We start from the raw sequence: 25490 nt of genomic DNA, 5'->3' as shown, positions 1-25490 counted from the left end.
GAGGGACGTCACCCGTCGGCGGGCTGCACGGGCTGGAACGGACAGGGCCAGCCCGTACCCTCGTCGGGTGACTCCACCGAGCAACGCGGGCCCAGGGCCCTCGCGCGCCCGCGCCGCCGGCGGGCCGGTCAGCCGCAAGGGCGGACGCCCGGGTGGGCGCAAGCCCCAGAAGGCCAAGGGGCGACGCGGCTGGCGGCGGCTGGTCCGGGTGTCGCTGATCGGCGTCCTGGTGCTGGTCCTCGTCGGTGCGCTGGGCTTCATCGTGGCCTACACGACGACCACGATCCCGGACCCGAACGCCGACTTCCAGACCCAGACCACCAACGTCTACTACCGAGGCGGGAACACCACGCTGGGCCGGTTCGTCGACCAGAACCGCGAGTCGGTGTCGTACGACAAGGTGCCCAAGCACGTGCGCGACGCCGTGATCGCCGCCGAGGACCGCACGTTCTGGACCAACAAGGGGATCGACCCCAAGGGCATCGTCCGGGCGGCGTTCTCCAACGCGCGCGGCAACTCGACGCAGGGCGCGTCGACGATCACCCAGCAGTACGTCAAGATCCTCTACCTCTCCAGCGAGCGCAGCCTGACCCGCAAGGCCCGTGAGGCACTGGTCTCGCTGAAGCTGCAGAAGCAGCAGAGCAAGCGGGAGATCCTCGAGGGCTACCTCAACACCATCTACTTCGGCCGCGGCGCGTACGGCATCCAGGCCGCAGCGAAGGCGTACTTCGACCGCGACGTCACCGAGCTGACCGTGAAGCAGGGCGCGGCGCTGGCCGCGGTGCTGAACTCCCCGGGCAACTACGACCCAGCGGAGGGGCCGGACGCGGCCCAGCGCCTGCTCAGCCGCTACCGCTACGTCCTCGACGGGATGGGCAAGCTCGGCAGCATCGACCCGGCGACCGCGCAGCAGGACGCCGAGAAGCTGCCGACGTTCCCGAAGATCGAGAAGACCCAGACCTACGGCGGCCAGCGCGGCTTCATGCTGGAGATGGTCCGCAAGGAGCTCAAGGAGAAGGGGTTCTCCGACTCCACCATCGACGGCGGCGGGCTGAAGGTCACGACCACCTTCTCCCGTCCGGTGATGCGCGCCGTGCAGGAGGGCGTCGAGGAGGAACGGCCCGAGGGGCTCAAGGCGCTGCACGTCGGTGCGGTCTCGATCGACGTCAAGACCGGCGCCGTCCGCGGGCTCTACGGCGGCCAGGACTACCTCAAGAGCGCCTTCAACTGGCCCGAGGCCGGTGCACAGCCGGGCTCGTCGTTCAAGCCGTTCGCGCTGGCGGCCGCGCTCGAGGACGGCTTCAGCCTCAAGGACTCCTTCGAGGGGAACTCGCCCTACCGCTACCCCGACGGCACGACGGTGCGCAACGAGGGCGGCGGCAACGGCACGTCGTACGGCTCCTCGATCAGCGCGCTCAAGGCGCTCGAGGAGTCGGTGAACACCGCGTTCGTCGACATGACGGTGTCGATGAAGAACGGCCCGACCAAGATCCGCGACATGGCCAAGCGGCTCGGCATCCCGGTCGAGAAGGACAAGATCCCCGCCAACACCGGCATCTCGCTCGGCTCGGAGCGGGTCTCGGCGTTCGACATGGCCAACGCGTACGCCACCATCGCCGACGGCGGCGTCTCGCACCCGTGGCACGTCGTGCAGAAGGTGACCAGGCGCAGCGACGGCAAGGTCCTCTACGACGCGCCCGACGACGACAAGCGGGTGCTGTCCAAGGACATCGCCTCGGACGTCTCGTACGCCATGCAGAAGGTCGTCACCTCCGGCACCGGCACGGCCGCGCTCAACCTCGGTCGCCCGGCCGCCGGCAAGACCGGCACCGCGACCAACGACAAGGACCAGGTCTCCAGCGCCTGGTTCGTCGGCTTCACGCCGCAGCTCTCGACGGCCGTGATGTACGCCCGCGGCGACGGCAACGACCAGCTCGACGGGTGGCTGCCGTCGTACTTCGGCGGCGACTACCCCGCGCGCACCTGGACCTCGATCATGGGCAAGGCGCTCGACGGCACCGACACCGAGGACTTCCCGGAGCCGGCGTACGTCGACGGCGACGCCCCGAGCGAGGGCCACGCGCCGGTGCCGACGTACACGCCTCGGCCGACGTACACCCCGGAGCCTCAGGAGAAGCCGGAGAAGAAGCAGCCCAAGAAGAAGAAGTCGCAGGCGCCGAAGCCCAGTCCGACGCCGACCGAGCCCAGCACGCCGCCGAAGCCCGGTGGTGGCAACACCGGGGACCCGCCCGGCCAAGGCGACGGGAACGGCGGGAGGAACGGTGGCGGTCTCCTCGGCAACGCCGGCTGACGAGCCCGTCGCCCCGACCCGCGCCGACCCGCTGGCCCGGGACTGGAGCGAGGGGATCGGCGGCCCGCCGGGCCGCCACCACCGCCCGCACACCTGGTGGACCCCGCTGCGGGTGATCCTCGCGCTGGCGACCGTCGTCGCCGCGCTGTCGCTGGTGCAGAAGGCGCCGTGCGTCCAGACGCAGTGGAGCGACGCAGGCGTCCGCTACTCCCGGATGTGCTACTCCGACGTGCCGTACCTCTACACCGGCCGCGGGCTGGCCGAGCGGGTCTGGCCGTACACCGACAGCGCGGGCGAGGCGGCGCGGTATCCCGCGATGGAGTACCCCGTCGTGATCTCGTACGTCGCCTGGGCGACCGCGCTGGCCCTGGAGCCGGTCGCCCCGGGACCCTCGGAGCAGGTGCGCGCGCAGACGTCCGTCGACGGGCTGTTCGGGCTGCCGGGGATGGCGCGCGAGGTGAACGCGTACTTCCTGCTGACCGCGATCGTGCTGCTCGCCGCGGCGCTGGGGACGACGTACCTCCTCGCGGGGGTCCACCGGCGGCGGCCCTGGGACGCCCTGCCGTTCGCGCTGTCGCCGGTGCTCCTGGTCACCGGCCTGGTCAACTGGGACCTGCTCGCGGTGGTCGCGGTGGCCGGCGCGCTGTGGGCGTGGGCGCGCGGTCGTCCGGTGCTCACCGGGGTGCTGATCGGTCTCGGGACCGCCACCAAGCTCTACCCGCTGTTCCTGCTCGGCGGGGTGCTGGTGATCTGCCTGCGGCGACGCGACTGGCCGACGCTGGCGCGGGTCGTGGCGGGGGCGGCAGCGTCCTGGCTGGTGCTGAACCTGCCGGCGCTGCTGAGCAGCGCGGACCGCTGGAAGGTGTTCTGGACCTTCAACTCCGACCGCGGCCCCGACCTCGGGTCGCTCTGGCTGGCCGCGAGCCTGCTCGGCCACCCGGTGAGTGCGCAGACCCTGAACCTCGCCTCGGGCGTGCTGTTCGTGCTCGGCTGCCTCGCCGTGCTGGTGCTCGGGCTGCGCGCCCCGCGGACGCCGCGGCTCGCCCAGCTGGCGTTCCTCGTCGTGGCGGCCTTCCTCCTGGTCAACAAGGTCTACTCGCCGCAGTACGTCCTCTGGCTGCTGCCGCTGGCGGTGCTGGCGCGGCCGCGGTGGCGCGACCTGCTGATCTGGCAGGCCGGCGAGCTGGTCTACTTCGCAGCCGTCTGGCTCTACCTCGACCAGACCACCGCGTCGGCGACGACCGGGGCTCCGGACCCGCTGTACCTCGTCGCCATCGCCGTCCGGGTGCTGGCCGAGATCTACCTCGTCGCCGTGGTCGTCCGTGATGTGCTCGAGCCGGAGCACGACCCGGTCGCCGAGGAGCGGGACGCCGAGCCGGTGGTCTCGACGTCTTCCCTCGCTGGCGCTCGGTCGGCCTCGACCACCTAGCGACGAGCGCGTCGAGACCCGGTGAGGTGCGCGCTCACCCCAGCCTGACCTCGTCGACGTCCGTGGCGGTGAACCGCACGCGGACGGGCACCTCGTCCCCGATCGCGGGTGGGGTGACGCCGGCGGGCAGGAAGAGCATCGAGGCCTGCATGTGCGGCGGCTCGGCGAACAGCCGCGCCTTGCCCGCGACGGTGTACGGCGAGCGGACCAGCCCGGCGGCGTCCAGCCCGCCCCGCGCCACCGAGGCCGCGCGCGAGCGGAAGGACGCCTCGCCCAGCGGCGCCTCCAGGCCGATGCCGTGCGCCGTCCCCCCGGCCACGACGACGAGGTGGCCCTTGCGCGGCGCGGAGCGGCCGCGGTAGCCGTACGTCGTGCCGCGCTCGACGGGGTGCACGTCGAGCACCGTGGCCCGGACCTCGAGCGCGCCGCGGTCGCCGAGCCAGAGTCCGGTGCCCGTCCGCGGGCGGAAGGTGAAGTCCGGCCAGCGGGCGCGCAGCGTCGCCAGCTCGGTGGGCGAGAGGTGGGAGACCCAGATGGCGCGGGTCTCGAGGTCGGCGGCCACGACGTCGGTGAGCAGCCGGTCGACCTCGCCGACGTGCCCGGGACCACCGGCCTCGGCCAGCGGCAGGTGCAGCGCGACGCCCTCCACGGTGACGTTGCCGGCCGTGGAGTCGGCGATCTCGCGCAGCCCGGCGGCACTGAGCCCGTGCCGCCGCATCGACGTGAGCAGCTCGAGGACGACCCGCGGGCCGGTTCCCGGCAGGTCGGAGCGGCGGACCAGGTCGCGGAGGTCCTCGATCCGGCCGACCGTGTGGACCACCCGCTTGCCGGCCGCGCCGGACAGCGGCGCCGCGTCGGCGTGGAAGGCCCGCCACGGGGTCAGCACGAGCAGCGAGCCGCGGAACCGCGAGGCGACCGAGTCGAGCTCGTCGTACTGGCCGACCGCGACGGTGTCGACGCCGAGCCACTCACTGCGTCGGGCCAGGCTGGCGCGGCCGAAGCCGTAGCCGTTGCCCTTGATCACCGGCACCGTCCCCGGCTCGGCGTCGACCACCGAGCGCAGGTGGGCGCGCCAGCGGCCGCCGTCGACGTGCAGCACGAGGGGCACTCAGCTCACCGCCGGCTCATGTAGAGGGCGAAGGCGGCGTACGTCGCCCGGCGCAGCGGGAGGTCCCACTCGCCGACGTACTCGACGGCCTCGCCGCCGGTGCCGACCTTGAACTGGATCAGCCCGACGTGGCTGTCGTTCGCGTCGAGCGTGTCGGTGATGCCGCGCAGGTCGTACACGTCCGCCTTCGCGGCGATGGCGTCGCGGATCATCGCCCACTGGGTGGCGTTGGAGCCGCGGACCTCGCGCTTGTGGGTGGTGGAGGCGCCGTAGGAGTACCAGGCGTGGGTGCCGACCCGGATCGCGATCGTCGCGGCGACGAGGTCGCCCTCGTGGCGGGCGAACCAGAGCCGGATCCGGTCGGGGTCCTCGGCCGACAGGGCGTCGACCATGGTGCGGAAGTAGCCGAGGGGCCGGGGGGTGAAGTGGTCGCGCTCGGCGGTCTCGACGTACAGCTCGTGGAAGGCCTCGACGGTGTTCTCGGGGTGCTCGGGACCACCGGGCCCGTCGGTGGTCACCTCGACGCCGGCCTTGGCCGCCTTCTTGATGTTGCGTCGCCAGAGCTGGTTCATCCCGGCGAGGACCTCGTCCTCGGTGCGAGGGGTGCCGTCGGGGTGGCGCAGGGGGATGGCGAAGTTGTACTGCGGCTGCCCGGCGGCGAACCCGCCCTCGGCGCCCTGGTGGCGCCACCCGTGCGTCCGCAGCGTCGAGAGCACGCGCGCGCCCTCGACACCCCGCTCGGCCGGGGGCAGCTCGGTCAGGGTGGTGACCGCGTCGTCGGCGATGCCGTCCTTGACCTGCTGGGCCGTCCACCGCCGGGTGACCACGGGCGGGCCGATCCGGATGCCGAACGCACCCTGGGACCGCAGGTGCGCGGCCATCGGGTCCAGCCAGCCGGCCAGGTCGGGCGCCGACCAGTCGATCACCGGGCCCTCGGGCAGGTAGGCGAGGTAGCGCTTGAGCCGCGGCAGCTGCCGGTACAGCACCAGCGCCACCCCGACCAGGTCCCCGCTCGCGTCCTCCCAGCCGATCGACTCCGGGCGCCACTCGGGCTTCACCTGCGCCCACGCAGGGGTCTGCAGGAAGCTCGCCGACCCGCCGTCCGCGGCGACCCGGTCGAGGTACGCGCGGTGCTCGTCAGGGCTGATCGTGCGCACGCGTGCGGGGGTCTCGGACATCGCAGGCGAGCCTAACGCTCAGCCTGGCCCGCTGTGGGAGCGCTGGTGCGGAGGTCTCCACGTCCTCCCTCGCAGAGCTCGGTCGGGCTCGACCACCTACGAGGTGGTCGAGCAGCGAGCGCCAGCGAGCGCGTCGAGACCCGGTGAGGTGCCAGCGCACCTACGAGGTGGTCGAGCTCGTCGAGACCCGGTGAGGTGCCAGCGCACCTACGAGGTGGTCGAGCTCGTCGAGACCTACCGGCCCGCCAGGCCCGCCAGCTGCGTCGTCGCGACCTTCCACGACTCGCCCTTCGGCTCGATCAGCGTGAAGTGGTCGCCGGGCACCTCCTCGAAGCGGGCCTTGCCGCCGGCGGCCGTGTCGGCCTCGACGTACGCCGTGGACTGCGTCTTCGGGACGGTCGTGTCGTCGACCCCGCGCAGCGCGACGACCGGGCAGGAGGCCGGGACCAGGCGGGTGGGGTCGCCGAGGTCGTACCGCTCGGGGTACTCCTCGGCGGTGCCGCCCATCAGCTTGTTGACCGCGTCCTGACCGATGCGCTCCTGGGAGCCGGTGGTGAGGTCGAGGGCGCCGGCGAGGGACAGGCACCCGTCGAGCCGGTACGCCGGCGCCCCGCCCGGGGTCCTCGCGGTGCGCGAGGCCGCCCAGACGGCAAGGTGCCCGCCGGCGGAGTGCCCGAGCACGACGACGGAGTCCATCGCCCCGTTGGGGAGTCCCTCGAGGTCCGGCAGCGCGTCGATCCCGGCGGCCACGTCCTCGAAGGTGGCCGGCCAGCCGCCGCCGCCGCCGATCCGGCGGTACTCGAGGTTCCAGACCACCGCGCCGTCGTCGACCAGGCTGCCCGCGATGGGGTTCATCAGGTCCAGGCCGTAGCCGTCGTACCAGTAGCCGCCGTGGATGGTGACGACCGTGGCGACCGGCTTCTTCTTCTTCGGCAGCAGCAGGTCGCCGTACTGATCCTCGCCGGGGCCGTACGTCCGTCGCCCGCCGGCGACGTCGGGCCGGTCGTCCCCGCAGCCGGCGAGACCGATCCCGGCCGCGGTGGCCAGGGCCCCGAGGAGCAGCGAACGGCGGTCGAGACCGGTCACAGGTGCTCTCGCAGCCAGGCGAAGTCGGCCTTGTGCTCGTCCGCGCCGCCGGGCGTCTCGCAGACGACGGGCGCGCCGGCCTCGCGGACGATGCCGGCGAACTCGTCGGGCGGCAGGTGCCCGGCGCCGAAGTTGGCGTGCCGGTCGGCACCGGAGTCGAAGTCGTCGCGGCTGTCGTTGGCGTGGACCAGGTCGATCCGACCGGTGATGCCGAGGACCTTCTCCACCGCGGTCGCCAGCTCGATCCCGCCGGCCCAGGCGTGGCAGGTGTCCAGGCAGAAGCCGACGTTCTCGGCGCCCTCGGCCTTGCCGACCGCGTCCCAGACCCCGGCGATCCGGTCCAGCCGGCGCGCCATCGCGTTGTCGCCGCCGGCGGTGTTCTCGATCAGCAGCGGGACCGTGATGTCGGTGGCCTCGATCGCCTTGCGCCAGTTGTCGAAGCCGGTCTCGGGGGCGTCGGACTTGTTCACGTGTCCGCCGTGGACGATCAGTCCCTTGGCGCCGATCTCGGCAGCCGCGTCCATGTGCTGCTGGAGCAGCTTGCGGCTCGGGATCCGGATCCGGTTGTTGGTGGTGGCGACGTTGACGATGTACGGCGCGTGGACGTACACCGCCACACCGGCCTCCGCCGCGGCGCTGCGCAGGGCGTCGGCGCCGCCGGCGTACCGGATCTCGGGGCCCTTGTAGCCCTGCGGGTCGCCGAGGAAGATCTGCACGACGCCAGTGCCGCGCGCCTGGGCCTCGGCGACCGGGTCGTCCTGCTCGACGTGGGCTCCGATGACCAGCTCGCTCATGCCGGCCACCCTAGGACGCGCCACCGACCCTTCAGGCCGGAGCGGGGGCGGTCGCTGGTGCCCGGCCCGGGCGAGGCGGCTCGGGGTCCCAGTCCTCGGCGTCGACGTCGTGCTGCGAGGGGTCCCAGCGGATCAGCAGCAGCGTGAGGAGCCCGAGCGCCGGCGCGAGGGCGACGAACCAGTACGCACCGGTGGCGTACGCCGTCGACAGCAGCGGGAACACCAGCAGCGACACGATCGAGCCGACCCGGTCGATCGAGTGCCCGAAGCCCGACCCGATCCCGCGCAGCGAGGTCGGGTAGCTCGTGGTGCAGAAGACGCCGCCCTGCGAGCCCGGGCCGTAGGCGTGGAAGAACACGAAGATCCCGAGCAGGAGCCCAACCCCGACGATCGCCCAGGTGCCGCTGGGCTTGCCGATGACGGCCAGCAGCACCATGACGGTCAGGGTCACCGCGAAGCCGGACGTGGCCAGCTTCCAGGTGCCGAGCCGTTGGGCGAGGGCGACGCCGGCGAAGCCGCCGGTGATGCCGAACAGCGCGTTGAAGACCAGCGAGCCGATGATCGTCTCCAACCGGCCCTCGGCCAGGATCCCGGCGATGATGGTGGGGATGCCGAAGCCGACGGCGTAGTACTCCGCGGACTGGCAGGCCGACACCGCACCCGCCTGGATCGTCCGCCACCGGTAGCGCGGCGTCCACACCTTCGCCATCGACGCCGGCGTGACCGCGGAGTGCGTGACGGGGGTGCGGTCGGCGTCCTCGGCGACGGTGACCTCGACGTCGTACCCGCGGTTGAGGATCGCGGCGGCGCGGTCCAGGTCGCCGTGGTTGGCCGCCCAGGTCGGCGACTCGTCCATGTACTTCCCGCGCACGCTCATCACGACCAGGGCCGGCACCGCACCGAGCCCGACGACCCAGCGCCACAGGTCGTCGGCGGGGACGACGGCGTACAGCACCAGGAGGACCAGGAAGGTGCTGGAGGTGGCGACGTACCACATCGGCTGCCACAGCCCGACCCGTCCGCCGCGCCCCTTGCTGGCGGAGTACTCGGCGATGAAGGCCAGCGCGACGGGGAAGTCCATCCCGATGCCGATGCCCATGAGGAACCGGAAGACGATCAGCGTCTCGACGTTGGGGGAGAGCCCGCAGCCGATCGCCGCGACGACGAAGAACAGCATGTCGGCCATGAACACCTGGTAGCGCCCGAGCTTGTCGATCAGGAAGCCGCCGGCCAGGGCGCCGATCAACGCGCCCAGCATGATCGCCGACCCGACGACGCCGACCATCAGCGACGACAGGTCGAACTGGTCGGTGATGTCGGAGAGCCCGAAGCTGATCGAGGTGAAGTCGTAGGCGTCGATGAAGATGCCGCCTAGCGCGATCATGAGGATCGGCGTCGCGTTGCGCGCTCGCGCCGCTCCGGACCCGACGAGCTCGGTCACGTCCCTCGCGCTCCGCAGGACGTGGGTCGATCGTTCACCTGCTGTTCCCGAGATGTTCACGTCGGCCACTGTGCGCCCACCTCGCCGATTTCGTCCATCCTCCCCGGAGGCGATAGTCTCTGTGGCGGTGCCGGAGCTGCCGGCGCCCACCTCCTGCCACGGATCGTCCGTGGCCGCCTCTAGTCCGAAGGAGGGCCACGCTGATGCGTGCCTACGAGCTCATGCTGATCCTCGACCCCACTCTCGAGGAGCGCACCGTCCCGCAGTCGGTCGACGGTTTCCTCGACGTCGTCCGCAAGGACGGTGGCGTCGTCGACGGCGTCGACGTGTGGGGCCGCCGCCGCCTCGCGTACGAGATCGACAAGCACGCCGAGGGCATCTACGCCGTCGTGAACGTGCAGGCCGAGCCGGCCACCGTCAAGGAGCTGGACCGACTGCTCGGGCTCAACGAGTCCGTGCTGCGGACCAAGGTCCTGCGCCCCGCGGCCCACTGAGGCTGCTCCAGGCCCGACGGCCTGTCCACAGGCGCCGCGCACGCACTGTCGCGGTGTCGGTGGTCGGTCGTAGCGTCGTCGCCACCGTCGACCCACCGTTGTAGACCCCAGGAGAACCCCATGGCAGGCGAGACCGTCATCACCATCGTCGGCAACCTCGTCGACGACCCGGAGCTGCGCTTCACCCCCTCGGGGGCGGCCGTGGCGAACTTCCGGATCGCCTCGACCCCGCGCACCTTCGACCGGCAGACCAACGAGTGGAAGGACGGCGAGGCGCTGTTCCTGTCCTGCGCGGTCTGGCGCCAGGCGGCGGAGAACGTCGCCGAGTCGCTGACCAAGGGCATGCGCGTCGTCGTGCAGGGACGGCTGAAGTCCCGCTCGTACGAGACCCGCGAGGGCGAGCGCCGCACCGTCAACGAGATCGAGGTCGAGGAGGTCGGCCCGTCGCTGAAGTACGCGACGGCCAAGGTCACCCGCGCCTCGCGCGGCGGTGGCGGCGGTGGCTACTCCGGCGGCGGCTCGTCCTCGGGTGGCGGATACTCCGGTGGCGGTTCGTCCTCGGGCGGCGACGACCCGTGGGGCGCCCCGGCGGGTGGCTCCGGTGGCGGCTCGTCCTCCGGCGGCTCCGGCGGCGGGAACGACCCCTGGGCCGGCTCCAACGACGAGCCCCCGTTCTGATCCACCTGCACCACCGCACGACCTGCTAGACCTCCCGGGCCCTCCGCCCGGACCACCACCATTCCGGCCCCCCGCATCGCGGGGCCGGGCTCTTCCAGAAAGGGAGCACCGCAATGGCCAAGCCAGTGATGCGCAAGCCGAAGAAGAAGGTTTGCCAGTTCTGCAAGGAGAAGGCGACCGGCGTCGACTACAAGGACACCGGTCTGCTGCGCAAGTTCATCTCCGACCGCGGCAAGATCCGTGCGCGTCGGGTGACCGGCAACTGCGTGCAGCACCAGCGCGACGTCGCCACCGCGGTCAAGAACGCCCGCGAGGTCGCCCTCCTGCCCTACACCACCACCGGTCGCTGAGGAGGCTGCACCAGATGAAGCTCATCCTCACCCAGGAGGTCACCGGCCTCGGGAGCCCGGGCGACGTCGTCGAGGTCAAGGACGGCTACGGCCGCAACTACCTCGTCCCTCGCGGCCTCGGCATCCGCTGGACCCGCGGCGCCGAGAAGACCATCGAGTCGATCCGCGCGTCTCGTGACGCCAAGGCCGTCCGCGACGTCGACCACGCCAAGCAGGTCAAGGCCAAGCTGGAGGCCGACACCGTCAACGTCCGGGTCAACGCCGGCGCCGGCGGGCGCCTCTTCGGCTCGGTCACGGTCGCCGACATCGCGGCCGCCATCAACGAGTCCGTCACCGGCGACTCGGTCGACAAGCGCACCATCGTCGTCGCGAACCCGATCAAGTCCCTCGGCACCCACACGGTCACCGTGCGGGTCCACGAGGACGTCGAGGCGACAGTCGACCTCAACGTCGTCTCCGCCTGACGCACGTCTGCCCGGCGCCGCTCGCCCCCGTGGGGCGGGCGGCGCTGTCGCGTGCAGGTGGTCGAGGCAGCGGGTGCCTTGGGGACGGGCCCTGGTGGTTGAGCAGCGAGCGCCAGCGAGCGCGTCGAAACCACCCTCACTCGTCGCGCGGTCGACCCGGTCCCGCCGCCGGCACCTCGAGTGGCCCGGGCCCGCCCAGCCAGGTCCGCCGGTGCACCCGGAACAGGAACCACACCGCGGCGACCACGACGACGAGCTTCACCAGGTCGGCGGCGGGACCGAGCCCGCTGAGGCCGCCCCCCTCGACGAGCGCGGGCAGGACCAGCACGACCGCGAAGCCGTACGTCAGCAGGCCGAAGCGCTTGGCGGCGTACGCGTCGCGCGGCTCCTGCTCCGCGGCGAGCCGTCCGATCCCCACGCACAGCAGCAGGCAGGCCAGTCCCTGGGGGACCTGCACGGCCCACGCGCCGGCTCCGCTCACCTCGTGGTTCAGCTGCGGGAACCACAGCGGCACGCTGACCAGCCCGGCGACGACCGCGGCCCGGTGGGCACCCGTGAGCTGGGGGTGGCGCCCGGCGAGGTCCTTGGTGCCGAGCAGCACGAGTGCCCAGCCCACGGGGTCGGCGAGCGCGTCGTACGACTCCCAGCTCGGCGTCGGGTGGGCCGGGAACATCGCGATGCCGAACACGATCACCAGGCCCATGGCCACGCGCTGCAGCGGCGTCACCCGCCCAGGGTAGGCAGCGCGAGGACGTGTCGCGCGCGAGCCGTCCCGGCAGAGTCTCAACCTGTGCACAAGGGTTGGGGATAACGGGCCCGTTCGACGACGAGCCGCACGTGGACACCCGCCGTCCAGATGGCGAAACGATGAACGACTTCCTCGAGAGACGCCCCCTGTGAACTGTGTATCCCCAGGTCAGAGCGGGTTTGCTCGATGAACTGCAATCGACATGCACAGTGCTGTCCACAGCATGTGGCCTCGCCACGCCGGGTTAGCCACAACGACCCACCGTTCTCCACAGCGACTGTGGAAAAGCCGGCTTGGTCGAGGACTCCCCGGGCGCCTAATCTCGCGCAGATCCCGGCACCGGGGCCTCCGGGGGTGGTCCTTCGTCGGCCGAAAGCGTCGGTGGCCCCCGCCAGGCTGGGGACCAGTGCGAGGACAGGTCGAGACCGGTGCGACGAGACCCCTGCGGGGACCCGGAAGGAGTGGCGGCATGAGCCAGATGCTCGACCCTCGGGATGCGTACGATGCGCCGTCCTACGAGTCGTACGACTCCGGCGCGGGCGAGGGCTACTCCGGCCGGGTGCCCCCGCAGGACGAGGCGGCCGAGCAGAGCGTGCTCGGCTCGATGATGATGTCGAAGGACGCCATCGCGGACGTCCACGAGCACCTGCGCGGTGGCGACTTCTACCGCCCCGTGCACGAGACGATCTTCGCCGCGATCGTCGACCTGTACGCGAAGGGCGAGCCGGCCGACCCGGTGACGGTGGCCGCCGAGCTGCAGCGACGCCAGGAGCTGGGCCGGATCGGCGGCGCGCCGTACCTCCACACGCTGACGGCCAACGTCCCGATCGCCGCGAACGCCTCGTTCTACGCCGAGATCGTCCGCGAGAAGGCGATCCTGAGGCGGCTGGTCGACGCGGGCACCCGGATCGCGCAGATGGGCTACGCCGGCGAGGGCGACGTCGACGACACGGTCGACGCCGCGCAGCAGGAGGTCTACTCGATCACCGACAAGCGCTCCGGCGAGGACTACGCCCCGCTGAGCGCGCTGATGGAGGCGACGCTCGACGAGATCGAGGCGATCTCGTCCCACGACGGGTCGATGCGCGGGGTGCCGACCGGGTTCGCCGACCTCGACGAGCTGGTCAACGGCTTCCAGGGCGGGCAGATGATCATCGTCGCCGCGCGGCCCGCGATGGGGAAGTCGACGCTGGCGCTGGACTTCTGCCGAGCCGCGTCGATCGCGAACAACCAGGCCTCGGTCTTCTTCAGCCTGGAGATGTCGCGCACCGAGATCACGATGAGGCTGCTGTCGGCGGAGTCGAAGGTGGCGCTCAACCACATCCGCAACGGCGGGATGCGCGACGAGGACTGGACCAAGGTCGGCACCAAGATGGGCCAGGTCTCCAGCGCGCCGATGTTCATCGACGACAGCCCCAACATGACGATGATGGAGATCCGCGCCAAGGCCCGGCGCCTCAAGGAGCGGCACGACCTGAAGCTGATCGTCATCGACTACCTGCAGCTGATGACCTCGGGCAAGAAGGTCGAGTCCCGCCAGGTCGAGGTCTCGGAGTTCTCCCGGCAGATCAAGCTGCTGGCCAAGGAGCTCGACGTCCCGATCGTCGCTCTCTCGCAGCTCAACCGAGGCCCCGAGCAGCGCGGCGACAAGCGACCGATGATGTCCGACCTGCGCGAGTCCGGCTCGATCGAGCAGGACGCCGACATCGTGATCCTCCTGCACCGCGAGGACGCGTACGAGAAGGAGTCCGCTCGCCCCGGCGAGGCCGACATCATCGTGGCCAAGCACCGCAACGGGCCCACCCGGGACGTCGTCGTCGCCTTCCAGGGCCACTACAGCCGCTTCGTCGACATGACGATGGGCTGACGCCGAGCAGACCTCGGCCCCGGACGCAGAGATCGAGCACGTGCGCGTACTTTAGTGACGCTAATGTATGTTCGGCGCAGTTGAGTCGAAGCTCGAGGGGTAGAGGGATATGTCCGACGACACGACGCCGGCGGCCATGTGGGGCCAGGCCGAGCAGGTGCAGGCCCGGATGCGCCGTGGCGGGCGCTGGTACCCGGTGATGATGACCGCCTACGGCGTGGTCACGATCGGTCTGGTGGCGTGGATACCGTTGCTGCGGAGCACGCGGGCGGGAGTCGCGTTCGCCCTGGTGGTCGTGGCGTGGGCAGTGGTGATCTTCTGGTGGAAGCATCGTCAGGACGTCCGCCCCGTCAGCCGCAGGGACACCCGGGTGTGGGTGGTGTCCTGGGTGGTGCTCTACGTCGCCGGGGTGTCGTGGTTCGGTCCCACCTACCTGGATCGCAGCGTCGGCTGGTGGGCTCTGATGGGAGTGGTGGTGGCGGTCCCGGCGTTCGCCGAGGCGATCCGGGGATGGGCACGGGTGCGGTCGTGAGCCACCCCCGTCACCGCCTGGACGCCCGCATCCACACGCCGGTGCGGTTCTCGTTGATGGCCGCGCTCGCGGCGACCGGAGAAGCCGAGTTCAAGGTGCTGCGCGAGACCCTCGAGGTCAGTGAGTCGTTGTTGTCCCAGCACGTCCGGGTGCTCGACGAGGCCGGGTACGTGCACGTCCGCAAGGGGTACGTCGGCAAACGTCCGCGGACCTGGCTGTCGCTGACCCGCGCGGGCACGGACGCCTTCGAGGAGCACTGCGAGGCCCTGCGGGTCATCTCCACGACCCCGGTCGGTGCGCTGAACGAGCCGGCCAGCGAGCCGCAGGGTCCCGTGCCCGCGAGCTGCGACTCCGCCTGAGAGACGAACGACGACGTACGAGAGAGGGATGACTGGGAATGGGATGGTTGAGCGCACGGAAGGCCCGTCGGCAGGCTCGTGAGCAGCACGCCTTCGAGAAGGCGTACGACAAGGCGGTCAGTCGGGGGCAGTCGCCGGACGAGGCGACGAGCACGGCTGAGCGCGCGGTGCGTCGCCGGCGGCGGATCAAGCGCGCTGCGGTGATCACTGCCGTCGGCAAGTGACCCCCGCTGGGCCGATCGCTCCGTGGCCCGTGTCGCGACGACTGGTGCTCGCGACCGGGGTGGGAACCGTTCTGGCAGGGTGCGCCCCGTCGCCCTCACCGTCCGGCACGGTGTCGAGCTCGTCGAGCCCGTCCTCGACGGAGCGGGTAGCTCGCGCGCAGGCGGAGCTGGCGGACCTGGAACGAGAGCTCGGCGGGCGACTCGGTGTGCACGCGGTGTCCACGGCCACCGGTGTCGTGGTCGGGCACCGCGCGGACGAGCGGTTCTTGATGTGCTCGACACACAAGGTGCTCGCGGTCGCAGCGGTCCTCCGCCTCGCCGAGCAGCGACCCGGACTCCTGGGTCGTCGGATCCGCTACGACCGGACCCAGCTTCTCGACCACGCCCCGGTGACGTCGCAGCACGTCGACGAAGGCATGGACGTGGCGGCTCTCTGCGAGGCGGCGATCACCCTCAGCGACAACACCGCGGCCAACCTGCTGGTGGACCTGGTCGGGGGGCCGGCGAAGGTCACCGAGTTCGTCCGCACCCTTGGTGACCCGGTGACCCGGTTGGACCGCACCGAGCCGGACGTCAACGTCGGCGCACCCGGCGACCAGCGGGACACCACCACCGCGGCCCACATGGGAGCGAACCTCCGTGCGCTGGCACTGGGGAGCGGCCTCCACCCAGCGAGCCGGCGCCGGATCGTGGGCTGGCTGAGGGCCAGCACGACCGGTGCCCGGTCCATCCGGGCCGGCCTCCCCGATGACTGGGAGGTGGGTGACAAGACCGGCAGCGGCGCTCACGGCGAGGTCAACGATGTCGCCGTGGTGTGGCCGCCTCGGCACCCGCCGCTGGTCGTCGCCGTCTACACGGCACCGAGCGACCCCGACTCCACGTCCGGGTACGAGACAGTCGCCGCCGCCTATCGCATCGTGTCGAGAGCCCTGGCTCCGACGGCCTGAGCCCGCTCTCGGCCAAGCCTCCCTGGCCGCGTGAGCACCCATGCCTGAGGAGTCGACGACCGCATCGCCGCAAGGGTGGGGCTCACGCCCGGTGCTCGGGCTCGCGTACGTGGCCACGCCGCCCCGGTGCCGACGATCCCTCCGATCGGGGCAGCAGCAGGCCGCGCGACAGCCAGGTCGGGATCGTCCAGTTGGCGCGGCCGAGCACACCGACCAGGGCGGGGGCGAGCAGTCCGCGGACGATCACGGCGTCGATGGCGATGCCGAGCGCGAGCGCCGTCGCGAGCACCTTGACCTCGATCGTCGGCACGGTCGAGAGGGCGAGGAAGGCGAAGAACAGGATGAGGGCCGCGGAGGTCACCAGCCGACCGGTGTTGGCCGTGCCCTCGACGACTGCCGCATCGGTGGCGTCGCGCTCGCTGGGCAGAGGAGACGGCTCCGCGCCGGAGGTCCGGTCGAGGATCCGGTCGCGTTCCTCCCGCATCCGGGAGAGCAGGAAGACCTCGTAGTCCATCGAGAGGCCGAACAGGAAGGCGAAGGCGGCGATCGGCACCCAGATGGTGATCGCCCCCGAGGCGGGCTGGCCGAACAGCAGCTGCGAGCCGTAGCCCTGCTGCCAGATCAGCACCGTCACTCCGTACGCGGCACCCAGCGACAGCGCATTGAGGATCAGGGCCTTGACCGGCAGCCACAGGGATCGCAGAGCCCTGGCCAGCAGGAGGAACGTCACCACGACGACGCCGAGCACGACCCACGGCACGTCGGAGTACACGGCGGTGATGAAGTCGGCGTCCTCGGCGGGCGTGCCCCCCACGGCGACGGACCTCGCGTCGTCGGCGACGTCGCGGACCTTCTCGAGCGTGGCCCGTCCGGCCTCGCTCCCCGGGTCGGAGTCGAACCAGACCTGCAGGAGTGCCTGGCGGTCGGTGCGCCACCCCGGCCCCTGTGGAGCCAGGACCGCAGCCACGCCGTCGACGCGCTCCAGGCGCTGCAGCACGCCCGCTGTCCCACCGGAAGGCACGAGTACCTCGGTGGGCCGGACGACGCCGGCGGGAAGCCCCGAGGACACCGCTCGGCTGATCGACGTCGATGCCGGTGAGGAGGAGGAGACCCCGTCGAGGGTCGCGGTGCCGAGGGTCAGGCTCGCCACCGGGGCGGCGAGCGCGAGCAGCACGACGACCGCCCCCAGCGCCGTCGCCCAGCGGTGCCGCAGGACGCCACGGGCGACCGCTGCCCACAGCCGGCTGCGCGTGACGGCGGGCTTGCGACGCGGCCAGCTGAGCCGCGGCCCGGCCGCGCTGAGGACGGCCGGCACGAGCGTCAGCGACACGGCGACGCTGAACAGGGGGATCAGCAGCCCGCCCAGGCCGATGCTGCGGAGGAAGGGGAGCGGCACCAGGACGAGGGCCGCCAACGAGACCGCCACCGTGACGCCGCTGAACACGACCGACCGTCCGGCCGTCCTCATCGCGATGCGTACGGCCTCGTCCGTCGCGGCGCCCTTGGCCGTCTCCTCCCGCCACCTGGTCACGATCAGGAGGGAGTAGTCGATCGCGACCCCGAGCCCGATCAGCGCGATGAGGTACTCCACCACCGCGGAGACGTCGCTGACCGCGGTCAGACCGAGAAGGGCGAGGAAGGTGCCGAGGATCGAGAACGCCGCGACCAGCAGCGGCAGTCCGGCGAGCAGCGACCCGAACACGAGCGCGAGCACCAGCAGCGCACCGACGGCGCCCAGTCCGAGCTCGACCAGGAGGCCACGGTCGTTACCACCGCCCTCCTCCAGCAGGCTGAAGCCGCTGAGGGTGACCTCGTCGCCGCCACCCGAGGCCTGCTCGGCGACCTGCTGCAGCCGGGGGAGCGCTGCGGCGTACGGGTCCGGACCGGGGACCACGCGTGGGTAGACGAGCGTCACGGCCGAGTCGTCCGCGATCGACAGCACCCCCGCCCCGTCGTCGCCGGGGGACACCGTGCGGGTGCCCGGCACGGCTCGACGGGCCTGGGCGGCGAGCTGGTCAGCCCGTCCGCTCGCGCCGTCACCGTCGACGACGAGCAGGAGTGGGTCGTTGAGCCCGCCGCCGCCGAACTGCTCGACGATCTGCTGGTTGGCCTCGTACGCCGGCTGCCCGGGCAGCGCGAAGTCGTAGGAGAGCCGGTCGACCGTGGTCGACGCGGTCGTGGCACCGGCGACAGCCACGACGAGCCAGCCGAGCACGACGAGAAGTCGGTGTCGTAGCACGATGTCTGTCAGTCGGCCCACGGCTCGGTCTCCTAGGTGTAAGGCGCCTTACGGGTGGCAAGGACCTTACACTCGCCTCATGCCCGGTACGACACGACCTCAGGGGTGGACCGGCGGCGATCCCGATGACTTCGCAGCGCTGACGCTCGTCCGCGTGGCCACGGTGATGCGACACGTGTTCGTCGCGACGCTGGCGCCCCACCGCCTCGCGCCCCAGCAGTTCAGCGTGCTGATGCACCTGGTCGAGCGACCTGGGCGCAGCCAGGCCGATCTCGCTCGGGAGGTCCTCGCCACTCGACAGTCCGTGGGGGAGCTGCTCCGCGGCATGGAGGAGCAGGGACTGGTCGAGCGCACGCCACCGGCGGGTCGCGGGCGGTCGGCAGCCGTCTACGCGTCCTCGGCAGGTCGAGCCCTGCTCGAGCAGGTCACGCCGGACGTCCTCGCCGCCTTCGCCCCGGACAGGCTCGGGTTGGACAGCGCTGCCACCGACCGCCTCAACGATGACCTGCACACCGTGCTGAGCGCGCTCAGCGAGCGCGACCCCGCCCAGTGAGGCTCAGCCTCCGCGAGGCGTAGGCACGGCGGCTCGGAGGAGCTCGGCGCGGTCCAGCCCCGGGTGTCGTCTCGTGGGGCACCATCGACCTGTGGCCGACCTCATCGATGCCGAGAGCGCGTTCGCCTACGGCGAGACGATCCTGACCGGAGACCGGGTCAGGCTGCGCGGTCTGCGCGAGGCCGACGTGCCCGTGCTGGCGCAGTGGGAGATGGACCCGGGCCGGATGGTCACGTCCGCGAACCAGGTGCGGCCGCCGTCCGAGGGCGCGGCTCGCCAGCAGGTGGCCGGCTGGTGCGCCAACGACCGCGACGACAGCATCGGCTTCGCCGTCGAGACGGCGGGGGAACCGTCGGTGCTGATCGGCTGCCTCGGGCTGTCCGGCATCCGGCCCAAGGACCGGGTCGCCACCCTCGCGATCTCCTTGGGCCGCGAGCATCTCGGACAGGGGTACGGCACGGACGCGATCCGGGTGCTGGTCGGGTACGCGTTCCGCGAGATGGCTCTCCACCGCATCCAGCTCGACGTCTGGCCCTTCAACCAGCAGGCGATCCGCGCGTACGAGAGCATCGGCTTCGTCGAGGAAGGGCGCCGGCGCAGTGCCGTGTGGCACGACGGCCAGTGGTACGACCAGGTGCTGATGGGGATCCTCGAGTCCGAGTGGGCCGGCGGCCGAGGTACGACCGAGGCCGCGGGGGACTGAGCGCGGCGTGGACCTGAGGGCGGCCGGGGAGTTCGCACGAACGCCGGCTCAGCGGCGCGACGAGCACCTGTCGTGGCTGCGGCCGGATCGCGCGTTCTTCGCGTCCGGGGCCTGCCACGTCCTCACCTGGGCATGTCGCCGAGCCAGTCCGGAGCTGGATGTCGAGATCAACGCCATGGTGCGCCCGGGCGACCCACAGGTCTTCCACGTCTTCGCGTCCGTCGACGAGTGGGCCTTCGACCACTGCGGGTGGCACCGGATCGCCGAGCTGGAGCACGTCAACGCCGTCTTCGAGGGCTGCGCCGTCGAGAGCGTCCGAATCGCCTCGACGTTCGAGGTGTTCTGCAGGGAGCACAGGCACCGGCCGCTGTCGGCGTTCTGGAGCGATCCGACCGCGCGGGCGAACCGGTACGTCGAGCGGCTGCCCGGACCGGGCCACCGCACCGAGTCCTGTCACCCCGGCACCGACGGTCGCGGCGTCCGATCGGAAGGGGCGTAGGTTCGTCGGTGCGCGGGAGCCCGGAACCGGATCGGGCTGAGAGGGCAGTGACGCCGACCGCAGAACCTGATCTGGGTCATGCCAGCGAAGGGAGCACGGGTGGGTCACGACCGCAGCGACGTCCTCGTCGTGGGCCTCGGCGTCGTGGGGGCGCTGGCCGCCTGGAGGGCGGCAGAGCTGGGTGCCCGGGTGACGGTGCTCGACCCGGCACCGATGGCCGGATCGACGTACGCGGCCGCCGGCATGATCGCCCCCGTCACCGAGACCGAGTTCGGCGAGAGCGACCTCGTCGCACTGAACCTCGCCGCCGCCGCGGCCTGGCCGGGCTTCGCCGCCGAGATCGAGCGTCGCGCGGGCTCGGCCGTCGGTTTCAGTCCTACCGGGGTGCTGGTCGTCGCGTACGACGCCGACGACGCCCGTGAGCTCGCCCGGCTGCGCGACCTCCAGCGCTCGCACGACCTGGACGTCACCGAGCTGACGGCCCGTCAGGCCCGCGAGCGCGAGCCACTGCTGGGGCCTCGCATCGCGGCGGCGACCTGGGTGCCCCACGATCACCAGGTCGACCCTCGTCGCCTTGCCGTGGCCCTGCGCACGATCGTGGACGACTGCGGGGTGCAGCTCGTGCACCGTGCTGCCGACCGCCTGCTTCTCGACGGGGACGGGGCCGTCACCGGGGTCGTCGACGACGAGGGCCGGGAGCATCGCGCCGGGACGACGGTGCTGGCCGCCGGCGCGGCGACACGGTGGCTGCTGGCCGGCCTGGACGACGTCGACGTGGCCCTGCGGCCGGTCAAGGGCCAGATCCTTCGTCTGGACGCCTCGCACCTGCCCTGGTTGCGCGGGCCGCGGATCGTGCGCGGCCTGGTGCAGCACCGCCCGGTCTACGTGGTCGGCCGCGACGACGGTGAGATCGTCGTCGGCGCGACCAGCGAGGAACGGGCCGACACCGACGTCACGGCAGGCGGCGTCTTCGCCCTGCTGCGCGACGCCCGCGCCCTGATCCCCGGCCTGGACGAGGCGAGACTGGTCGACCTCACCGCACGCTCGCGCCCGGCGACGCCGGACAACCTCGCGCGCCTGGGACGGACTGCTCGTGCGGGGCTCGTCCTGGCCACGGGCCACTACCGGCACGGCGTGCTGCAGGCGCCGATGACCGCCGCCGCCTTCGACGACCTGTTCGCCGGTCGCGACCTCGACCCGCTCTGGACACACGCAGGTCCCCGACCGAAGGAGACAGCATGAGAACGACGGTGCACGTCAACGGCATCGAGCGCGATCTGGCGCCGGAGACCTCCCTCGAGAGGCTCGTCGCCGATCTCGTGCCCCGTGGTCGCGACGCCGACGCGGGAGACCGGGTCCGAGGCGTGGCCTCGGCTCTCAACGGCACCGTCGTGCCGCGAGGTGACTGGGCCAGCACCACCCTCAGTGACGGTGACCGGGTCGAGGTCGTCACCGCTACGCAGGGAGGGTGACCGCGATGAGCGAGCTCATGGGTTCGACGGGTGTGGACGACGAGCCGTTGTCGGCCGACCCCTTGGTGATCGCCGGGGAGTCCTTCGGCTCACGGCTGATCATGGGCACTGGTGGCGCGCCGAGCCTGATGGGTCTGGAGCGCGCGCTCGTGGCCTCCGGCACCGAGCTGACGACCGTGGCGCTTCGCCGCGTGCAGGCCGGCGGCGACGCGTCGGTGTGGGGACTGCTCGAGCGGCTCGGCATCCGCCCGCTGCCCAACACGGCCGGCTGCCTGTCGGCTCGTGAAGCGGTCCTGACCGCACAGCTGGGCCGCGAGGCCTGCGAGACCGACTGGGTGAAGCTGGAGGTGGTCGCGGACGACACCACTCTGCTGCCCGATCCCGTCGAGCTGGTCGCCGCGGCCGAGGCGCTCGTCGCGGACGGCTTCACCGTCCTTCCCTACAGCAACGACGACCCGATCCTGGCTCGCAAGCTCGCCGACGCCGGTTGTGCCGCGGTCATGCCGCTCGGGGCTCCGATCGGCTCCGGTCTCGGCATCCTCAACCCCCGCAACATCGAGTCGATCGTCACCGACGCCGTGGTGCCCGTCGTCCTGGATGCGGGCATCGGCACCGCGTCGGACGCTGCCCTCGCCATGGAGCTCGGCTGCGACGCGGTGCTGCTCGCGACGGCCGTGACCCGCGCGGCCGATCCACGGCGGATGGCCCTGGCGATGCGGTACGCGGTCCGGTCCGGCCGCCTGGCCGCGGGTGCCGGACGGATACCTCGTCGCGACCGGGCACTGGCGTCCTCCTCGCCCGGAGGCCGCGCGAACCTGGACCTGGCGCTGTGAGCGGCGCTCGGCGCCGGGAGCGGCTGGCCGCCTCCCGCCTGTACCTCTGCACCGATGCCCGGCGCGATCGTGGTGACCTCGTCGACTTCGTCTCTCGGGTGGCCGGGGCCGGCGTGGACGTGCTCCAGGTGCGCGACAAGACACTGACCGTGGTCGAGGAGCTGCGCGTCCTCGAGGAGGTCCGCGGTGTCTGCGAACGCACCGACACCCTGTTCTGCGTGAACGACCGAGCCGATCTCGCGGCCGCAGCGCTGGCCGAGGTGTTCCACACCGGCCAGAGCGACCTGCCGATCGCGGTGGGGCGAGAGCAGCTGGGAGCAGACGTCGTCCTCGGTCGTTCCACCCACAGCCCCGACCAGGCGGCCGCGGCCGAGACCGATCCCGACGTCGACTACTTCTGCGTGGGTCCGGTCTGGGAGACCCCGACCAAACCCGGGAGACCGGCGGTCGGCCCCGACGCCGTGCGGGCCGTCGCCGCGACCCGGCCCACGACGCCCTGGTTCGCGATCGGTGGGATCGACGAGCGGCGCCTGGGCCAGGTGCTCGACGCCGGTGCGGAACGCATCGTCGTGGTGCGCGCACTCACCGAGGCCGACGACCCGGCCGCGGCCGCGCGGTCCCTGCGCAACCGCCTCGACACGGCCTGACGAGCCCTCTCAGCCCGCCGGCTCGATCAGCTCGAGCGTGCAGCCGTCCTCGTCGTGGAGGTAGGCGAACGTGGTGCCGGCACGTGGGCCGTCGGCCATGGTCCGCGGGCGGCCGGCCAGCCGCCAGTCGTACTCCTCGCAGCGCCGGGCGACCTCGGCGAGGTCGGCCACCTCGACCGCCAGGTGCCAGGAGCCCAGGTCGTTCGGGCGGGGGCGTACGTGGTCCCGCTGCGCAGGGGCGAGGTACTCCAGGAGCTCCAGCCGGTGCTGGCCGAGCAGCAGGACCGCCGCACTGATCCGGGCGCCGGGCACGCCGGTCACGTCGGCGGCGAACTCACCCTCGAGCACGAAGCGGCGCTCGACCTCGGCGCCCAGCACGTCCACCCAGAAGCCCACCGCCCGGTCGAGGCTCCGGACGGTGATCCCGGTGTGGGCCACGGCGAGCACCCCGCTCATGCGGGGACCGAGACCTGCCCGAGCACCTCGCGCGTCGCCTTGGCGAAGTTCATGGTGATGAAGTGCAGGCCGGGCGCTCCCTCGTCGAGCAGCCGCTGGGCGAGCTCCACGGCGTGGGTGATGCCGAGCGCACGCAGCGCGGCCGGGTCGTCGCGCGCGGCGTCGTACTGCGAGAGCAGGTGCGGGGGGAACGGTGCGCCCGAGAGCTGCTCGGAGCGGGCGACGGTCCCCCAGGTCGTGACCGGCATCAGGCCGGCGATGATCGGGGTGTCGCAGCCGGCCGCAGCAACACGGTCGCGCAGGCGGAGGTAGTCCTCGGCGTCGAAGACCATCTGGGTGATCGCGTAGTCGGCGCCCGCGTGGCACTTCTCGACGAACCACCGGGTGTCGCTCTCGACGGACTCCGAGCGCGGGTGCTTGTACGGGAACGCCGCCACGCCGACCGACTGGTCGCCGCCTCGCACGATCAGCTCGACCAGGTCCGAGGCGTACTCGACCCCCTCGGGGTGCTTGACCCACTCGCCGCCCACGTCGCCCGGCGGGTCGCCGCGCAGCGCGAGCAGGTCGGTGACGCCCGCGTCGGCGAGGCGGGCGACGATGGCGCTCAGCTCGGTCACCGAGTGGTCGACGGCCGTCAGGTGCGCGACCGGCAGCAGCGAGGTCTCGCGGGCGATCTGCTCGGTGACCCCGATGGTGTGGTCGCGGGTGGACCCGCCGGCGCCGTACGTCACGGACACGAACGAGGGGTCCAGCGGCTCCAGCGCGCGGATCGTCGTCCACAGGCGCTCCTCGTCCGCCGCCGTCTTCGGTGGCATGAACTCGAAGGAGATCGTCGGCCGGGGGTCGGTCAGGCGGTCTCGCAGCGTCTGGCTCACGCCCGCGAGGGTAGAGCAGTTCCTTGACCTTGACCGTGGGGGAAGCCACAACCTCCGTCCACCGGTGAGAGGCACCGGCGAGGATGGTGACGATGTCCGAGGCGCTCATGACGATCGGCGACTTCGCGCGGGAGGCAGGTCTCTCGGCGAAGGCGCTGCGCGTCTACGACGAGCTCGGCCTGCTCGTGCCGGCGGAGGTGGACGCGTGGTCCGGCTACCGCCGGTACGCACCGTCCCAGCTCGAGCGGGCGCGCACGGTCGCGATGCTCCGGCTGCTGGGGATGCCGCTGGCGCGGATCCGGGACGTCGTGGACGCCTCGGACGCCGCCGCCGCGCGGGAGGTCGAGGCGTACTGGAGCCAGGTGGAGGCCGACACGGTCAGCCGTCGCGACATCGTCACCACCCTCGTTCGTCAGTGGAAGAACGAGGAGAGCACCATGAGCACAGCAACGCAGACACTGCGCGCCGAGGTCGGGACCGGCCACCGGCAGGGACGCCGCGAGCGGCAGCAGGACGCCTTCCTCGCGACCCCCGGGCTTCTCGCGGTCGCCGACGGCTTCGGAGACCGCGACGACCTCGCGGCGGCCGCGCTGAGGGCGTACGCCCGCGGCGGGTTCGCAGCCGCCGTCGCCGAGGTCGCCCCCGCCTTCCACGAGGCGCTGCCGGGCCAGCCGTCGGCGGGGACGACGCTCACGGCGGTGACGCTGGACGGAACGCTGGGACGGTTGACGCACGTCGGCGACGCCCGGGTCTGGCTCGTCCGTGACGGTGAGGTGCGCTGCCTGACCCACGACCACACGATGGTCGCGGCGCTGCTCGACGCCGGGCAGCTCACCGAGGAGGAGGCGCGCGCCCACGACCACCGCAGCCTGCTGAACCGTGCGCTGACCCCGGGTGTGGTGCCCGACGAGGTCGAGGTGGAGCTGCGGTCGGGGGACCGGCTCGTCCTGACCACCGACGGCGTGCACGCCCACGTCGACCATCTCGAGCCGCTGCTCTCGGCGGAGACCGGGCCGCAGGCTGTCGCCGACGCCCTTGCCGCCGCGGTGGCTGCCGCGGGCGAGCCGGACAACCACACGGTGGTGGTGGCGGACCTGGGGTGACCGGCTGCCGCGCTCACGGTACGACGCGGCGGAGCAGCCTCGACCCCTGGTGTTCGAACGTGTGTTCGACTACGATGAAGGCATGACCCCCTCTTCCCGC

Annotated in this window: 28 protein-coding genes and 1 riboswitch; of the genes, 19 read left to right on the top strand and 9 right to left on the bottom strand. The window is 72.0% G+C overall.

Annotation, left to right across the window (positions count from 1 at the left end):
* Positions 1–67 precede the first annotated feature (67 nt).
* Positions 68–2311, top strand: a complete 2244-nt coding sequence (locus IEX42_RS10715) for a transglycosylase domain-containing protein (RefSeq protein ID WP_188779760.1) — start codon at positions 68–70, stop codon at positions 2309–2311.
* Positions 2283–3740 carry a glycosyltransferase family 87 protein gene (locus IEX42_RS10710; protein WP_188779759.1) on the top strand — a complete coding sequence of 486 codons (1458 nt, stop codon included), beginning with the start codon at positions 2283–2285 and terminating at the stop codon, positions 3738–3740. The genes IEX42_RS10715 and IEX42_RS10710 overlap by 29 nt, the downstream gene beginning before the upstream one ends.
* 34 nt (positions 3741–3774) lie before the next feature.
* On the opposite strand, the gene IEX42_RS10705 is transcribed toward IEX42_RS10710, so the two are convergent.
* From IEX42_RS10705 to IEX42_RS10685, 5 genes are all read right to left on the bottom strand, one after another.
* Positions 3775–4848, bottom strand: a complete 1074-nt coding sequence (locus IEX42_RS10705; protein ID WP_188779758.1) for an alanine racemase — start codon at positions 4846–4848, stop codon at positions 3775–3777.
* 5 nt (positions 4849–4853) lie between these two features.
* A complete protein-coding gene (locus IEX42_RS10700) occupies positions 4854–6026 on the bottom strand; it encodes a lipid II:glycine glycyltransferase FemX (RefSeq protein WP_188779757.1) in 1173 nt (390 codons plus the stop codon).
* 234 nt (positions 6027–6260) lie between these two features.
* Positions 6261–7112 (bottom strand): alpha/beta hydrolase family protein, encoded by an 852-nt coding sequence (locus IEX42_RS10695; RefSeq protein WP_229660780.1) that lies wholly within the window; start codon positions 7110–7112, stop codon positions 6261–6263.
* Complete coding sequence (locus tag IEX42_RS10690; RefSeq protein ID WP_188779756.1) at positions 7109–7906, bottom strand: deoxyribonuclease IV; 798 nt, start codon at positions 7904–7906, stop codon at positions 7109–7111. The genes IEX42_RS10695 and IEX42_RS10690 overlap by 4 nt, the downstream gene beginning before the upstream one ends.
* A 31-nt stretch (positions 7907–7937) precedes the next feature.
* Positions 7938–9347: an MFS transporter gene (locus IEX42_RS10685; RefSeq protein ID WP_229660779.1), complete on the bottom strand. Its 1410-nt coding sequence runs from the start codon at positions 9345–9347 to the stop codon at positions 7938–7940.
* 203 nt (positions 9348–9550) lie between these two features.
* On the opposite strand from IEX42_RS10685, the gene rpsF reads away from it, so the two are divergent.
* From rpsF to rplI, 4 genes are all read left to right on the top strand, one after another.
* Entirely contained in the window at positions 9551–9841 is a 291-nt protein-coding gene (gene rpsF / locus IEX42_RS10680; protein ID WP_188779755.1) for a 30S ribosomal protein S6, read from the top strand.
* A 120-nt stretch (positions 9842–9961) separates the two neighbouring features.
* Positions 9962–10519 carry a single-stranded DNA-binding protein gene (locus IEX42_RS10675; protein ID WP_188779754.1) on the top strand — a complete coding sequence of 186 codons (558 nt, stop codon included), beginning with the start codon at positions 9962–9964 and terminating at the stop codon, positions 10517–10519.
* A 113-nt stretch (positions 10520–10632) separates the two neighbouring features.
* The gene (rpsR, locus tag IEX42_RS10670; RefSeq protein WP_188779753.1) at positions 10633–10869 is read left to right on the top strand and encodes a 30S ribosomal protein S18; all 237 of its coding nucleotides are present in this window, start codon (positions 10633–10635) and stop codon (positions 10867–10869) included.
* 14 nt (positions 10870–10883) lie between these two features.
* The gene (gene rplI / locus IEX42_RS10665) at positions 10884–11333 is read left to right on the top strand and encodes a 50S ribosomal protein L9 (RefSeq protein WP_188779752.1); all 450 of its coding nucleotides are present in this window, start codon (positions 10884–10886) and stop codon (positions 11331–11333) included.
* A 136-nt stretch (positions 11334–11469) separates the two neighbouring features.
* On the opposite strand, the gene IEX42_RS10660 is transcribed toward rplI, so the two are convergent.
* Positions 11470–12060, bottom strand: a complete 591-nt coding sequence (locus IEX42_RS10660; protein WP_188779751.1) for a hypothetical protein — start codon at positions 12058–12060, stop codon at positions 11470–11472.
* A 490-nt stretch (positions 12061–12550) separates the two neighbouring features.
* Between IEX42_RS10660 and dnaB the strand changes: the two genes are divergently transcribed.
* The 5 genes from dnaB to bla all read left to right on the top strand — a co-directional run bounded on the left by dnaB (position 12551) and on the right by bla (position 16010).
* Entirely contained in the window at positions 12551–13948 is a 1398-nt protein-coding gene (gene dnaB / locus IEX42_RS10655) for a replicative DNA helicase (RefSeq protein WP_188779750.1), read from the top strand.
* Positions 13949–14057: 109 nt separating this feature from the next.
* Positions 14058–14480 carry a hypothetical protein gene (locus IEX42_RS10650; protein WP_188779749.1) on the top strand — a complete coding sequence of 141 codons (423 nt, stop codon included), beginning with the start codon at positions 14058–14060 and terminating at the stop codon, positions 14478–14480.
* Entirely contained in the window at positions 14477–14839 is a 363-nt protein-coding gene (locus tag IEX42_RS10645) for a winged helix-turn-helix domain-containing protein (RefSeq protein WP_229660778.1), read from the top strand. Before IEX42_RS10650 ends, IEX42_RS10645 begins: the two co-directional genes overlap by 4 nt.
* Before the next feature lie 47 nt (positions 14840–14886).
* Positions 14887–15063, top strand: coding sequence for a hypothetical protein (locus IEX42_RS10640; RefSeq protein ID WP_188779747.1), 177 nt, complete (start codon positions 14887–14889; stop codon positions 15061–15063).
* Entirely contained in the window at positions 15060–16010 is a 951-nt protein-coding gene (gene bla / locus IEX42_RS10635) for a class A beta-lactamase (RefSeq protein ID WP_308422221.1), read from the top strand. Before IEX42_RS10640 ends, bla begins: the two co-directional genes overlap by 4 nt.
* Positions 16011–16092: 82 nt before the next feature.
* Here bla and IEX42_RS10630 read toward each other — a convergent pair whose 3' ends face one another.
* The gene (locus IEX42_RS10630; protein WP_188779745.1) at positions 16093–18270 is read right to left on the bottom strand and encodes an MMPL family transporter; all 2178 of its coding nucleotides are present in this window, start codon (positions 18268–18270) and stop codon (positions 16093–16095) included.
* Between the two features lie 58 nt (positions 18271–18328).
* On the opposite strand from IEX42_RS10630, the gene IEX42_RS10625 reads away from it, so the two are divergent.
* From IEX42_RS10625 to thiE, 7 genes are all read left to right on the top strand, one after another.
* Positions 18329–18802 (top strand): MarR family winged helix-turn-helix transcriptional regulator, encoded by a 474-nt coding sequence (locus IEX42_RS10625; protein ID WP_188779744.1) that lies wholly within the window; start codon positions 18329–18331, stop codon positions 18800–18802.
* A gap of 91 nt (positions 18803–18893) precedes the next feature.
* Positions 18894–19505 (top strand): GNAT family N-acetyltransferase, encoded by a 612-nt coding sequence (locus IEX42_RS10620; RefSeq protein ID WP_188779743.1) that lies wholly within the window; start codon positions 18894–18896, stop codon positions 19503–19505.
* A gap of 7 nt (positions 19506–19512) precedes the next feature.
* Positions 19513–20004 carry a hypothetical protein gene (locus IEX42_RS10615; protein ID WP_188779742.1) on the top strand — a complete coding sequence of 164 codons (492 nt, stop codon included), beginning with the start codon at positions 19513–19515 and terminating at the stop codon, positions 20002–20004.
* Between the two features lie 2 nt (positions 20005–20006).
* A riboswitch (TPP riboswitch) is annotated at positions 20007–20114 on the top strand.
* Positions 20083–21246 carry a glycine oxidase ThiO gene (gene thiO / locus IEX42_RS10610; RefSeq protein ID WP_188779741.1) on the top strand — a complete coding sequence of 388 codons (1164 nt, stop codon included), beginning with the start codon at positions 20083–20085 and terminating at the stop codon, positions 21244–21246. It overlaps the preceding riboswitch by 32 nt.
* Entirely contained in the window at positions 21243–21476 is a 234-nt protein-coding gene (gene thiS, locus IEX42_RS10605; RefSeq protein ID WP_188779740.1) for a sulfur carrier protein ThiS, read from the top strand. The genes thiO and thiS overlap by 4 nt, the downstream gene beginning before the upstream one ends.
* A 5-nt stretch (positions 21477–21481) precedes the next feature.
* Entirely contained in the window at positions 21482–22309 is an 828-nt protein-coding gene (locus IEX42_RS10600; protein ID WP_373286187.1) for a thiazole synthase, read from the top strand.
* Positions 22306–22956: a thiamine phosphate synthase gene (gene thiE / locus IEX42_RS10595; protein ID WP_188779739.1), complete on the top strand. Its 651-nt coding sequence runs from the start codon at positions 22306–22308 to the stop codon at positions 22954–22956. The genes IEX42_RS10600 and thiE overlap by 4 nt, the downstream gene beginning before the upstream one ends.
* A gap of 9 nt (positions 22957–22965) precedes the next feature.
* Here the strand turns inward: thiE and IEX42_RS10590 are convergent, their stop codons facing one another.
* Together IEX42_RS10590 and metF are read right to left on the bottom strand one after the other, a co-directional pair.
* Positions 22966–23412 carry a VOC family protein gene (locus IEX42_RS10590; protein WP_188779738.1) on the bottom strand — a complete coding sequence of 149 codons (447 nt, stop codon included), beginning with the start codon at positions 23410–23412 and terminating at the stop codon, positions 22966–22968.
* Positions 23409–24287, bottom strand: coding sequence for a methylenetetrahydrofolate reductase [NAD(P)H] (metF, locus tag IEX42_RS10585; RefSeq protein ID WP_229660776.1), 879 nt, complete (start codon positions 24285–24287; stop codon positions 23409–23411). The genes IEX42_RS10590 and metF overlap by 4 nt, the downstream gene beginning before the upstream one ends.
* A gap of 92 nt (positions 24288–24379) precedes the next feature.
* Between metF and IEX42_RS10580 the strand changes: the two genes are divergently transcribed.
* Positions 24380–25390, top strand: a complete 1011-nt coding sequence (locus tag IEX42_RS10580; RefSeq protein ID WP_188779737.1) for a MerR family transcriptional regulator — start codon at positions 24380–24382, stop codon at positions 25388–25390.
* Positions 25391–25490: the final 100 nt, after the last annotated feature.

Source organism: Marmoricola endophyticus (assembly GCF_014644415.1).
Taxonomy (GTDB): domain Bacteria; phylum Actinomycetota; class Actinomycetes; order Propionibacteriales; family Nocardioidaceae; genus Marmoricola; species Marmoricola endophyticus.
Note: the sequence above shows the minus strand (reverse complement) of the source record. Positions and strands in the feature narration are given on the sequence as shown.

Excerpts from the sequence above, each read along its gene's own strand:
- IEX42_RS10700 (WP_188779757.1), bottom strand. The coding sequence starts at position 6,026 with ATGTCCGAGACCCCCGCACGCGTGCGCACGATCAGCCCTGACGAGCAC.
- IEX42_RS10690 (WP_188779756.1), bottom strand. The coding sequence starts at position 7,906 with ATGAGCGAGCTGGTCATCGGAGCCCACGTCGAGCAGGACGACCCGGTC.
- rpsF (WP_188779755.1), top strand. The coding sequence starts at position 9,551 with ATGCGTGCCTACGAGCTCATGCTGATCCTCGACCCCACTCTCGAGGAG.
- IEX42_RS10675 (WP_188779754.1), top strand. The coding sequence starts at position 9,962 with ATGGCAGGCGAGACCGTCATCACCATCGTCGGCAACCTCGTCGACGAC.
- rpsR (WP_188779753.1), top strand. The coding sequence starts at position 10,633 with ATGGCCAAGCCAGTGATGCGCAAGCCGAAGAAGAAGGTTTGCCAGTTC.
- rplI (WP_188779752.1), top strand. The coding sequence starts at position 10,884 with ATGAAGCTCATCCTCACCCAGGAGGTCACCGGCCTCGGGAGCCCGGGC.
- dnaB (WP_188779750.1), top strand. The coding sequence starts at position 12,551 with ATGAGCCAGATGCTCGACCCTCGGGATGCGTACGATGCGCCGTCCTAC.
- IEX42_RS10650 (WP_188779749.1), top strand. The coding sequence starts at position 14,058 with ATGTCCGACGACACGACGCCGGCGGCCATGTGGGGCCAGGCCGAGCAG.
- IEX42_RS10625 (WP_188779744.1), top strand. The coding sequence starts at position 18,329 with ATGCCCGGTACGACACGACCTCAGGGGTGGACCGGCGGCGATCCCGAT.
- thiO (WP_188779741.1), top strand. The coding sequence starts at position 20,083 with ATGCCAGCGAAGGGAGCACGGGTGGGTCACGACCGCAGCGACGTCCTC.
- thiS (WP_188779740.1), top strand. The coding sequence starts at position 21,243 with ATGAGAACGACGGTGCACGTCAACGGCATCGAGCGCGATCTGGCGCCG.
- IEX42_RS10600 (WP_373286187.1), top strand. The coding sequence starts at position 21,482 with ATGAGCGAGCTCATGGGTTCGACGGGTGTGGACGACGAGCCGTTGTCG.
- IEX42_RS10590 (WP_188779738.1), bottom strand. The coding sequence starts at position 23,412 with ATGAGCGGGGTGCTCGCCGTGGCCCACACCGGGATCACCGTCCGGAGC.
- IEX42_RS10580 (WP_188779737.1), top strand. The coding sequence starts at position 24,380 with ATGTCCGAGGCGCTCATGACGATCGGCGACTTCGCGCGGGAGGCAGGT.